The 10,991-nt window shown below is 57.0% G+C and carries 11 protein-coding genes and 1 rRNA gene; all 12 read left to right on the top strand.

Going from position 1 to position 10,991, the window contains the following annotated elements; genetic code table 11:
* Positions 1-197: 197 nt before the first annotated feature.
* The 12 genes from rrf to ssuC all read left to right on the top strand — a co-directional run bounded on the left by rrf (position 198) and on the right by ssuC (position 10,591).
* Positions 198-310, top strand: a 5S ribosomal RNA gene (gene rrf / locus BR41_RS21300).
* 237 nt (positions 311-547) lie between these two features.
* Positions 548-1,384, top strand: a complete 837-nt coding sequence (locus tag BR41_RS21305) for a ferritin family protein (protein WP_035061365.1) — start codon at positions 548-550, stop codon at positions 1,382-1,384.
* Entirely contained in the window at positions 1,381-1,872 is a 492-nt protein-coding gene (gene rfaE2 / locus BR41_RS21310; protein WP_035061367.1) for a D-glycero-beta-D-manno-heptose 1-phosphate adenylyltransferase, read from the top strand. Before BR41_RS21305 ends, rfaE2 begins: the two co-directional genes overlap by 4 nt.
* Positions 1,869-3,191: a mechanosensitive ion channel family protein gene (locus BR41_RS21315; RefSeq protein ID WP_084187509.1), complete on the top strand. Its 1,323-nt coding sequence runs from the start codon at positions 1,869-1,871 to the stop codon at positions 3,189-3,191. Before rfaE2 ends, BR41_RS21315 begins: the two co-directional genes overlap by 4 nt.
* Positions 3,192-3,323: 132 nt before the next feature.
* A complete protein-coding gene (locus BR41_RS21320) occupies positions 3,324-4,499 on the top strand; it encodes a DesA family fatty acid desaturase (protein WP_035061369.1) in 1,176 nt (391 codons plus the stop codon).
* A 100-nt stretch (positions 4,500-4,599) separates the two neighbouring features.
* Positions 4,600-4,950, top strand: coding sequence for a RidA family protein (locus BR41_RS21325; protein WP_035061371.1), 351 nt, complete (start codon positions 4,600-4,602; stop codon positions 4,948-4,950).
* Between the two features lie 82 nt (positions 4,951-5,032).
* Entirely contained in the window at positions 5,033-6,100 is a 1,068-nt protein-coding gene (locus tag BR41_RS21330) for a glycoside hydrolase family 18 protein (RefSeq protein ID WP_051711567.1), read from the top strand.
* 120 nt (positions 6,101-6,220) lie between these two features.
* Positions 6,221-6,739: a GAF domain-containing protein gene (locus BR41_RS21335; RefSeq protein WP_051711569.1), complete on the top strand. Its 519-nt coding sequence runs from the start codon at positions 6,221-6,223 to the stop codon at positions 6,737-6,739.
* Between the two features lie 190 nt (positions 6,740-6,929).
* A complete protein-coding gene (gene ssuE / locus BR41_RS21340; protein ID WP_035061373.1) occupies positions 6,930-7,526 on the top strand; it encodes an NADPH-dependent FMN reductase in 597 nt (198 codons plus the stop codon).
* A 30-nt stretch (positions 7,527-7,556) separates the two neighbouring features.
* Positions 7,557-8,483 carry a sulfonate ABC transporter substrate-binding protein gene (locus BR41_RS21345; RefSeq protein WP_035061375.1) on the top strand — a complete coding sequence of 309 codons (927 nt, stop codon included), beginning with the start codon at positions 7,557-7,559 and terminating at the stop codon, positions 8,481-8,483.
* A 158-nt stretch (positions 8,484-8,641) separates the two neighbouring features.
* A complete protein-coding gene (ssuD, locus tag BR41_RS21350; protein ID WP_035061377.1) occupies positions 8,642-9,814 on the top strand; it encodes an FMNH2-dependent alkanesulfonate monooxygenase in 1,173 nt (390 codons plus the stop codon).
* A 3-nt stretch (positions 9,815-9,817) separates the two neighbouring features.
* Positions 9,818-10,591: an aliphatic sulfonate ABC transporter permease SsuC gene (gene ssuC, locus BR41_RS21355; RefSeq protein ID WP_035061379.1), complete on the top strand. Its 774-nt coding sequence runs from the start codon at positions 9,818-9,820 to the stop codon at positions 10,589-10,591.
* Positions 10,592-10,991 lie beyond the last annotated feature (400 nt).

The raw sequence follows: 10,991 nt of genomic DNA on the forward strand, positions 1-10,991 counted from the left end.
AATTGCCCGTGCGGCTTGATCCTATAACCTGAAGCGCGTTGCGCGTAGCGGTTTGCAGTGCAATCAAATCCAGTAGGACAAGACCAATTTGAGTGGGCGGCGATGGACGAACGAGTCGATCGCAGTTCAAAGTAGTAAAGCTTCTTCTATCGAATTCAGAGTCATGACAGACCACCGTCGTAACTCAACCAGTTACGTCTGGCGACCATAGCGAGTTGGCCCCACGCCTTCCCATCCCGAACAGGACCGTGAAACGACTTTGCGCCGATGATAGTGCGGATTCCCGTGTGAAAGTAGGTCATCGCCAGGCTCTTATTTGAACGCCCCAGCATCCCATGATGTCTGGGGCGTTTGCTTTGCTAATTTCAAAACGATCATTTTGTTTTGAGCATATTGCGTTGAAATGGCGCAAAATTTCTGATGGTAGCAGCTGAATATGACAAATTTGGGCCTTGTTCTCATCCGGCACTACTAGTCTAATAAGCTAAATCAAAGCAGGCTTTTACCTATAAACATTGACGCAGTTTGTCCGAAGGAGCAGGTCCGGATGTTGTATCCGCAATTGTTTGCTGATCTTGAAAAAGCGCGCTGGAATATGGCGAACGACATCCCTTGGGACGAGTTCGACAATACGCTGCTATCGGATGAGCAGGCCCTCACGATCAAGATGAATGCAATTACTGAGTGGTCGGCATTGCCCGCCACAGAGATGTTCTTGCGTGATAACCAAGATGACAGTGATTTCTCCGCCTTCATGTCTATCTGGTTTTATGAGGAGCAGAAGCACTCGTTGGTGCTGATGGAATACCTCCGTCGTTTCAGGCCAGATCTAGCGCCGACCGAAGAAGAGCTGCACGCAGTGCGCTTCCAGTTTGATCCGGCCCCGCCGCTTGAAACCTTGATGCTGCACTTCTGTGGTGAGGTGCGTCTGACTCAGTGGTATCGCCGTGCCTCCGATTGGCACACCGAGCCGGTTATCAAGGCAATCTACAAAACCTTATCGACCGACGAAGCACGCCACGGCGGTGCTTATCTCAAGTATATGAAGCGGGCGATCGAACGCTGTGGTGTAGACGCCAAGCAGGCATTTGCCAAGATTGGCTTTCTGATGGCGTCTAGCGGGCGCTCTGGCAAGCCGCTGCACCCGACTAATCTGCACGTGAATAAAGATCTATTCCCGAACGACACGGTGCAAAGCCGGTTGCCGGACCCGGATTGGCTCGAGCGTTGGCTCGATACACAAATCCAGTTTGGCAAGGAATGGGAAGCACGTGTTGTTGGTGGCATCCTGCGTAACTTATCCAGTTTGTTTGGCGTTGCGCTCGAAACGGTCAGTGACTTGAACCGTTATCGCAAGCAATTGGGGACGGGCGCTGCCGTATGACCGGGCATTTGCCGACCGATTTCGAACAGAAAATTTGTCCGCCTGAGCAGCTCTCTGCACGGTTAGGTTCTCTAACCCGACCATTGGTATTTACCAATGGCTGTTTTGACATTCTGCATCGAGGCCATGTGACTTATCTGGCGCAGGCACGTGCGCTCGGCCAAGGCTTGATTGTTGCACTGAATACCGATGCTTCGGTCAAGAGCCTGGGGAAAGGGGACGATCGACCGATCAACCCGCTGGAAAACCGTGCCGCCGTGATTGCTGCGCTGGAGAGCGTCAGTCTTGTCACGTGGTTCGATGCGGATACGCCCTACGAGCTGATCACGGCAATCAAGCCTGATATCTTGGTCAAGGGCGGAGACTGGGCCGTGGACAAGATTGTCGGCGCGGCTGAAGTGATGGCTTGGGGCGGTCATGTCCATTCCATTCCATTCTTGTTTCAGACGTCTACCACGCAAACGCTCAAGCGCATTCGTGGGGCATGATGGTAGAGCGTCACAATCTTGTTGTTGAGTTGCTGGTTGAATTACGCCAGACCAGTGGGTTCTCACAGAGCTTATTGGCCCAAACAGGTATTTTGCTTGTCGCTTTGGGCTTGGCTTGGCTGAGTAACCGCTACTTCAAGCCAAAGCTTGCACTTGACCAGGCACGCTGGAAGTTCGGCGGCGAGGGGTTTTCAAGAGTCTATTTTCCGGTCAGCGCATTGATCGTGCTGCTGTTGGGGGGCTGGTCGCTTGGTCTTGTTATTCCGCGCCCGCATCGTCTGCTTGCGCTAGCCTACGTTCTGCTCACCGCAATGGTGAACATCCGTGTGCTGGTTTATCTACTGAAGCATGTGTTCGCCCAAGCCGCATGGGTACAACGGGGCGAGAAATACATTGCAGGCATGATCTGGCTGATTTATGTGTTGCATGTGTTTGGCATCCTGCCAGAGGTGGCGGAGGCGCTTGATGCCATCAGCTTTTCGCTAGGCAAGTCACGCATCTCCGTACTGACCATTCTGCAAGGAGTGGCTTCTGTTGCCGGGACGATGCTGGTGGCCATGTGGATTGGCCGGCTGATCGAAGGCCGACTCATGAACGCGCAGATGATGGATCTCAGTCTGCGTGTAGTCTTGGTCAAGATCGTGCAGACAGTATTGGTCGTTTTGGCCGTGCTGATTGCGCTGCCGCTGGTCGGTATTGATCTTACGGTGCTGTCGGTATTTGGCGGGGCCCTCGGCGTGGGTCTGGGTTTTGGCCTGCAGAAGATTGCATCGAACTACGTATCCGGATTCATCATCTTGATCGATCGTTCGATCAAGATTGGTGACCTTGTCACAATCGATAATCGCCAAGGCACGATTAGCGGCATTACAGCGCGTTATGTGGTCTTGAAGGGCTTGGACGGCACAGAGGCGTTGATTCCAAATGACACCCTGATCTCATCGACCGTCGTCAATCAGTCATACCATGATCGGAAGGTGTGGGTGAAGCTGCCGGTGACGGTTGCCTATGAGTCCGATATCGAGCAGGTGCTGCAATTGCTTGAGGCGACGACCCTTGGGCATCCTCGCATAGCGGACGACCCGGGGCCGCGGGCTTATCTGGAAGGCTTTGGTGACAGCGCGGTAAATATGTCACTGGGTTTCTGGGTGAAAGACCCTGAGAATGGCACGCTGGGTTTGCGCTCTGAGATTAACCGGAAAATCTGGCAGACCTTCCGCGAAAACAGCATCAATATCCCGTTCAATCGGCTCGATGTAGTGCATTTCAAACCATCCAACCGTCTGGCGGGTGATGGTAATCTGCAAGGTATCGAGTAAGCTTGCATGGAACCATCCGTCTGCCCGTGTTTCAAACAGCGGTATTCGACGGAAAAATTGATTAGAATCAAGCCCCCAGTGAACCGGTGCCGCTATTGTTGCGCCGCCTGGATTCCTTTTGGAGAGTATTGAATGAACTGGTTAAACGGCCTCATTGACCTGCCTTGGTGGGGCTATATTGTTGTTGCCCTCGTGTTTACACATATCACGATCGCCGCTGTCACGATCTATCTGCATCGTCATCAGGCGCATCGTGCCTTGGATCTTGGCCCGATTCCGAGCCACTTCTTCCGTTTCTGGCTCTGGCTGACCACGGGTATGGTCACGAAGCAGTGGGCGTCGATCCATCGCAAGCACCATGCCAAATGTGAAACGGCGGAAGATCCGCATAGCCCGCAAGTGTTGGGTATCAAGAAAGTGTTCTGGGAAGGCGCCGAGCTGTATCGCGCAGAGTCCAAGAATGCCGAGACAATGGAAAAGTACGGCCACGGCACGCCTGATGACTGGCTGGAACGTAACCTCTATTCGCCGCGCTCCGCTTGGGGCCCGACCTTGATGATGATCATCAATCTGGCGCTGTTCGGTCCGAACGGTATCTGGATTTGGGCTGTGCAGATGATCTGGATTCCGCTGACTGCCGCCGGCATTATCAACGGGATTGGCCACTACTGGGGCTATCGCAATTTCGAATGCGAAGACGCATCCAGAAACATCTTGCCGTGGGGCATCATCATTGGCGGCGAAGAGCTGCACAATAACCACCACACCTTTGGTACTTCGGCCAAGCTCTCCTACAAGTGGTATGAGTTCGATATTGGTTGGGCCTACATCCGCACGCTGGAAGTGCTGGGCATGGCCAAGGTGCGCAAGGTTGCACCGAAGATGAAAACGACCGATGTGCGCGAGCTGGATGAGCAAGCGCTGGCCGCTATCGTTGCCAATCGCTACAGCATTGCTGCCAACTATGCCAAGACGCTGAAGTCCACAGTCGCTGTCGAACTCGAAAAGCTGCATCTGCCGCATATCGACTTCAATATTGCCCGCCAGATGAAGGTGTGGCTGAAGCAGGATGCCAAGGATACGCCGGCCGAAGAAAAGCCCAAGCTGGATGCCGTGCTGGCTCAAAGCAAGGTGCTGGATCAGGTGTACCAGATGCGCCAGGAGCTGTCCCGCCTGTGGGAGCGTTCATCGCTATCCCGTGCTGAACTGCTGAAACATCTGCAGGACTGGTGCGCTCGTGCCGAAGCAAGCGGCATTGCTGCGCTGCAAGAGTTCTCAATGCGGTTGCGTTCGGTCGCCACCGCGTAAATAGCGCACTAACATCAAAGGCGAGCCCTATGGCTCGCCTTGTTTTTTTGCCGGTCCGCATTGTGCAGTTTTGTCGCCGGCCTATTTTCGGGAGCACATCATGTCTAGCATCCAGCGTTATCACGTCGGCCCGCGGCTGTCCGAAATCGTGGTTCACAACAACACGGTTTATCTTGCCGGCCAAGTTGCCGAATCGCTCGAAAAGACCACCAAGGGCCAAGCGGATGAAGTGCTAGCCAGCATCGATCATCTCTTGAGCGAAGTCGGTTCGGACAAGCAGAAACTCCTTTCCGTCACGATCTACCTCGCCGATATGGCCGATTACGATGCCATGAATGAGGCTTGGTCGGCGTGGGTTCATCCAGGCCAGACACCTGCTCGTGCTACGGTAGAGGCTCGCCTGGCTGATCCGCGTTACAAAGTAGAAATGAGCGTAATCGCCGCCTTGTAAATCTGGCGGCCATTCGGTTTTGCGAACCTGAGTTCAGCGACTTTGTCGCCGCCAAGGGGCGGTGCTGTTTCGAGAGGTAGTGATGCTGCAGCAAAAGAAAATCGTTTTGGCTTATATCGCTGGTTGGAAAAATTGGGATGACCTGCCGCTTGAGCGCGATGCTGATCGCCTCACGCATATTTGCTATGCATTCGCCAATATCCGCGACGGTGAAGTCGTTCTGCTGACGGACGGCTCCGAACATCAGGCCCGACGCGAAGAGGGATTGGCTGAGCTGGTTGCCCTGCGCGGCCGACACCCGCATCTCAAGCTATTGATCTCGATCGGTGGTTGGACCGCCGATGGCTTTTCCGATGCCGCATTCACGCCCGAGGCGCGCGCCAAGTTTGCCGATTCTGCGCTCGATTTTCTGCAACGATACCAACTCGACGGTATCGACATGGATTGGGAGTACCCGAGCAATGATATGGCCGGGATCAAAGCCCGCCCGGAAGACAAGCAGAACTTCACCTTGATGCTGGCTGCGCTGCGCGAGCGGCTCGATGCACTGTCCGATAAGCAAAACCGCAAAGGCCACGAACGCTATCTGCTGACAATCGCTGCCGGCGCGGGCCAGTATTTCCTCGATGGGGTCGAGATGGAGCAAGTCGCCGCACAATGCGACTTCGTCAACCTGATGACCTACGACTACTACAACGGTTGGGCTACCCGCGCAGGCCATCACACCAACTTGTTCAATACGCCGGTCGATCCTGAAGGGGATAGCTGCGCCAGATCGGTCGCCTTGCTCATCGCCAACGGCTTACCCGCTGAAAAACTGGTGCTGGGATGCGCCTTCTACGGGCGTAGCCTTGCCGGTGCCGCGACGCTTGGTGAAGCGGGGGAGAAAGGCAGTAACGGCTCCCATAGTTACGATGAAATCGTCGAGACCTTGTTGCCGAGTGGTGCGATCAGACATTGGGATGATGCCGCCAAGGCCCCGTGGTTGATTCATGACGGGCGTTTTGTCTCCTACGAGGATGCGGAGTCGATTGCGCACAAGATCGCCTTCGTCAAGCAAGCGTCACTCGCTGGGGCATTTTTCTGGGAATACACCGAAGATCATCAGGACGTATTGCTGGCAGCCATCTGGCAAGGGCTGAATAGCTAAGTCATTGACCTTTAAGCGTGAAAAGGCCATCGCCCGTCGGCGGTGGCCTTTTTATTTTCTTCGCGCGCATTAACAATAAGCACAGGCGCGATTGCCAGATCGAGAATGGATTGCATCGTGATGCGTGCTCCCGAACTTCCTGCCAATGAAGTTGAACGGCTTGCGGCGCTCCATTCCCTGCAACTGCTCGATTCGCAGTCAGACCCGGTGTTCGAGGATCTGGTCGAATATGCCGCTTCCGCCTTATCCATGCCCTACGCCTTGGTCAGCGTGATCGATAGCGACAAGCAATGGTTCAAAGCCAGTTGCCTGCTCGATACCAGTGAAATCGGCCGCGATATCTCCTTTTGCGGTCACGCCATCCTCAATCCCCAAGAAGTGATGGAAGTCGAAGACGCCACGCTGGATGCCCGCTTCTGGGACAACCCCTTGGTCACGAATGCGCCACATCTGCGCTTCTACGCTGGCGTCCCGATCGTGCTCACCAATGGCCACGCGATTGGTACGGTCTGCGTATTCGACATCAAGCCGCGCCAGCTCACCGAAGAGCAGGAAATGATCCTGAAAGCACTGGCCCTGATTGCGGCCGGTGAGCTCGAACGCCAATACGCTCCCGAACCCGCGCCTGCCGCCCACTGATCAGCATTGCGCCTTGCCCGGGGTGCTGAATGTGATCGGTAATGTGCCGAACTTGGCGGCATGAGCGCTGGTTAAAACTAAACACTAAGTTATAAATAACGCGTTATTAAGTATTTGTGGGGATAACGACGTACTTGTAAATTCCGGTTCAATACATTGAATTAATTCAATAGTTCTGAAAGGAATTTGCATGTCGACTGTAGTAACTCTGTCCGGCAGCCCTAGTGCCCGTTCGCGATCTGATGGCCTGCTGCAGCGTGCGTCTCACCTGCTCCAGTCATTTGGCGTAACGGTCAAACCGTTCTCGCTGTCCGACTTCCCTGCCGATGCCTTGGTTTATGCCCACTTCGACCATCCCGCTATCCAGCGTTTGCAGAAAACAATCGCCGAAGCGGACGGGCTGATCGTTTCCACGCCGGTCTACAAGTCCGCCTATAGCGGCTCTCTCAAGTTACTGCTGGATTTACTGCCCGAGCGCGCGCTGTCTCATCACGCGGTCTTGCCACTGGCCACTGGTGGCAGCCCGGCGCACATGTTGGCGGTCGACTACGCCCTGCAACCGGTCCTGACCTCGCTCAAGGCCCGGCACATCCTCGGCGGCATCTATGCCACCGACAAAGCGCTGAGCTGGGGTGAAGACGGCGAATTGATCATCGCCGAAGACATCTCCAACCGGCTGAATGCCGCGGTCTCGCGCTTTATCGCCCACTTGCCCAATCCTGGCGTGGTTCAGCTCGATCCGCATGAGCTGAATGCACAGATCCGCATTGGCGGCATCAGCGTCTGATCCCGCAGAAATCAAAAACGGAGTCCCCTAATGAAACGCACGCTCGCCACCCTGATTCTGGCCGCGATCGGCCTGGTCACTGCCGCAGCACAAGCCGACACCTTGCGCATTGGCTATCAGAAGTACGGCACGCTCACCATCCTGAAGGCACGTGGCACCTTGGAGCCACGCCTCAAGGCTTTGGGGTGGGATGTGAAATGGACTGAATTCCCAGCCGGCCCGCAATTGCTGGAAGGTTTGAACGTCGGTGCAATCGACTTCGGCACGACCGGCGAGGCGCCGCCGGTGTTTGCCCAAGCGGCGGGCGCCAACCTTGTTTACGTGGGCAATGAACCACCCACGCCGACCGCAGAAGCCATCGTGGTGCCAAAGGGATCGCCAATCAAATCGGTTGCCGACTTGAAGGGCAAAAAGGTCGTGCTCAACAAGGGCTCGAACGTGCATTACCTGTTGGTCAAGGCGCTGGAAAAAGCCGGTGTCGCCTACACCGACATCCAGACGGTCTACCTGCCGCCGGCCGATGCCCGCGCTGCGTTCGAGCGTGGTTCGGTCGATGCCTGGGTGATCTGGGATCCGTTCCTCGCCGCAGCCGAAAAGCAGCTCGGCGCACGCATCCTGACCGACGGCAAGGGCTTGGTTGCCAACACGCAGTTCTTCCTCGCTGCCCGACCCTATGCCGAGAAGAACCCCAAGGTCATCGGCACCGTGCTGGATGAGCTCGACAAGACCGATGACTGGGCCAACAAGAACCAGGCGGAAGTGGTGAAAGAGCTGGCGCCGTTGCTAGGCCTGTCGCCGGACATCGTGCAACTGGCCGTCTCGCGCTACTCGTACAACGTCGAGCCGGTCAACGCCAGGACCGCCGAAGCACAGCAGAAGATTGCCGATGCCTTTCACAAGCTGGGCCTGATTCCCAAGCCGATCCAGATCAAGGATGCCTTGGTGGCCGGCAAGTAATTCGATTTGGCTGCGGCCGGATGAATGTGTAGGAGCGAGCTTGCTCGCGATGGCGGCTAATTAACCGTTGTCATCGCGAGCAAGCTCGTTCCTACAGGACGACACAGATTTTTGATTTTTCCCTTCGCACTGCGCGAGGGATAACCGAGAAACGAACAATGAAGCTCTTCTGGTTCCTGCCCACCCACGGCGATAGCCGCTATCTCGGCACCAGCATCGGTGCGCGCCAGGTTGATCACGCCTACCTCAAGCAGATCGCCCAAGCGGCGGATAACCTGGGCTTTGAAGGCGTGCTGATCCCAACCGGGCGCAGTTGCGAGGATTCCTGGGTGGTCGCATCCTCACTCGCGCCATTCACCGAGCGCCTCAAGTTCCTCGTCGCCATCCGCCCCGGCATCATCTCGCCGACCGTTTCCGCCCGCATGGCCGCCACGCTGGACCGCATCTCCAACGGGCGCGTGCTGATCAACGTCGTCACCGGTGGTGATCCGGATGAGCAACACGGCGATGGCAGCTTCCTGACCCACGCCGAGCGTTACGAAGTCACGGACGAATTCCTGCGCATCTGGCGCGGTGTGGCGGCCGGGGAGAGCGTCAACTTCGAAGGCAAGCACCTCAAGGTCGAGAACGCCAAGACGCTCTACCCGCCAGTGCAGAAGCCGTACCCGCCGCTGTTCTTCGGCGGCTCGTCCGAGGCGGCGATTGGTCTAGCCGCTGAGCAGGTCGATGTCTATCTGACCTGGGGTGAATCGCCCGCTGCCGTCGCCGAGAAGATCAAGACTGTGAAAGACAAAGCGGAAGCGCTGGGTCGCAAGGTCACCTTCGGCATCCGCTTGCATGTGATCGTGCGCGAAACCAGCGAGCAAGCGTGGAAGGCGGCGGATGAGTTACTGACCTACGTCACCGATGACGTCATCGCCGCCGCGCAAAAGTCCTTCGCCCGTTTCGATTCGGTCGGCCAACGCCGCATGGCCGAGCTGCATGGCGGCCGGCGCGACAACCTCGAGATTTCCCCCAACCTCTGGGCGGGTGTCGGCTTGGTGCGCGGCGGGGCGGGGACGGCGTTGGTCGGCAATCCGCAGGAGGTGGCGGACCGGATCAAGGAATACGCTGCACTCGGCATCGAGACCTTCATTTTCTCCGGCTATCCGCATCTGGAAGAGGCCTACCGCACGGCCGAGCTATTGTTCCCGCTCTTGCCGCTGGATCACGTCAAACCGGCCGGCAAGATCAACCTGACCGGGCCGTTCGGCGAAATCATCGCCAACGACACCCCGCCCAGCGACTTGCCCACAGCGACCGCACCGCGTGCAGTCGCCGCCGCGAGCTGAGTCATGGCCGCTGCGCTCAACCTGATCGGCCGCCGCATTGCGCCATGGATCGTGCCGGCGTTGCTGCTGTTTCTGTGGCAATGGGCTGCGGCGCATGGTCTGCTGACCAGCCGCATCCTGCCCGCGCCCTCCGCTGTTTTCGACGCAGCCGTGCGGCTTTGGCAGTCGGGCGAGTTATGGCAACACCTGAAGATCAGCTTCTGGCGCGCCACGATTGGCCTCGCCATCGGTGGTGGATTTGGGCTGCTGCTGGGCTTGATCACCGGTTTGTCCAAGCGCGGAGAGCTGGTGCTCGATACCACTGTGCAAATGGTCCGCAACGTGCCGCCGCTGGCGCTGATCCCGTTGGTGATTTTGTGGTTCGGCATCGACGAAGCGGCCAAGTTGTTTCTGGTTGCGTTCGGCACGCTGTTCCCGGTCTACATCAACACTTATCACGGCATCAAATCGGTCGATGCCGGATTGCTGGAAATGGCGAAGAGTTATGGATTGCGGGGCTGGCCGCTATTTCGCGACGTGATCCTGCCGGGTGCATTGCCATCGATTCTGGTTGGCGTACGGTTTGCGATCGGGTTCGCGTGGATTCTGCTGATCGTGGCGGAGACGATTTCCGCCAGCTCCGGCATTGGTTATCTGGCGATGAATGCGCGTGAGTTTTTGCAGACGGATGTGGTGGTGCTGGCGATTCTTTTGTATGCGTTATTGGGCAAGGGGAGTGATTGGGCGGCGAGGCAGTTGGAGCGGGTTTGGTTGCGGTGGCATCCGGGGTATCAGTAGGCGGGTTTTTGGGGTGTTGTGAGGGGTAGTGCCTTCGGCACGGGTAAAGGCGTTACAGCGCGTTCCGCCGCGCGGACGGGGAAGGGACTTTGTCTCGCCAAAGCCCCCTCCACCCCAAAGGCGACCCTGCAAAAGCGTCTGGCGCAAGCGCCAGATTCCCCCGCCAGCCAGCCCGTCACGGGCGGGAATCGAAAACTCGGGCCAAGGCCCTCAAACACTCGATCCCCGAAACCCCCGTGCCGGACTGGCTGGCGGGGCGCTTTTGAAAGGGGGGGCAGACCATCTACTCCCCGACCCTCTTCTTGAAGGAGAGGGTGACGCTACTTGATGCTGCAATGGTTCAAGTTACACTGAGCCGGACTTGTCTCCCCTCGCCCGTGTACGGGAGAGGGGCCGGGGG

Origin of the sequence: Andreprevotia chitinilytica DSM 18519, from assembly GCF_000711875.1 — a bacterium.
Lineage (GTDB): Bacteria > Pseudomonadota > Gammaproteobacteria > Burkholderiales > Chitinibacteraceae > Andreprevotia > Andreprevotia chitinilytica.

Excerpts from the sequence above, each read along its gene's own strand:
- BR41_RS21320 (WP_035061369.1), top strand. The coding sequence starts at position 3,324 with ATGAACTGGTTAAACGGCCTCATTGACCTGCCTTGGTGGGGCTATATT.
- ssuE (WP_035061373.1), top strand. The coding sequence starts at position 6,930 with ATGTCGACTGTAGTAACTCTGTCCGGCAGCCCTAGTGCCCGTTCGCGA.
- ssuD (WP_035061377.1), top strand. The coding sequence starts at position 8,642 with ATGAAGCTCTTCTGGTTCCTGCCCACCCACGGCGATAGCCGCTATCTC.
- BR41_RS21335 (WP_051711569.1), top strand. The coding sequence starts at position 6,221 with ATGCGTGCTCCCGAACTTCCTGCCAATGAAGTTGAACGGCTTGCGGCG.
- BR41_RS21315 (WP_084187509.1), top strand. The coding sequence starts at position 1,869 with ATGATGGTAGAGCGTCACAATCTTGTTGTTGAGTTGCTGGTTGAATTA.
- BR41_RS21330 (WP_051711567.1), top strand. The coding sequence starts at position 5,033 with ATGCTGCAGCAAAAGAAAATCGTTTTGGCTTATATCGCTGGTTGGAAA.
- BR41_RS21305 (WP_035061365.1), top strand. The coding sequence starts at position 548 with ATGTTGTATCCGCAATTGTTTGCTGATCTTGAAAAAGCGCGCTGGAAT.
- ssuC (WP_035061379.1), top strand. The coding sequence starts at position 9,818 with ATGGCCGCTGCGCTCAACCTGATCGGCCGCCGCATTGCGCCATGGATC.
- rfaE2 (WP_035061367.1), top strand. The coding sequence starts at position 1,381 with ATGACCGGGCATTTGCCGACCGATTTCGAACAGAAAATTTGTCCGCCT.
- BR41_RS21325 (WP_035061371.1), top strand. The coding sequence starts at position 4,600 with ATGTCTAGCATCCAGCGTTATCACGTCGGCCCGCGGCTGTCCGAAATC.
- BR41_RS21345 (WP_035061375.1), top strand. The coding sequence starts at position 7,557 with ATGAAACGCACGCTCGCCACCCTGATTCTGGCCGCGATCGGCCTGGTC.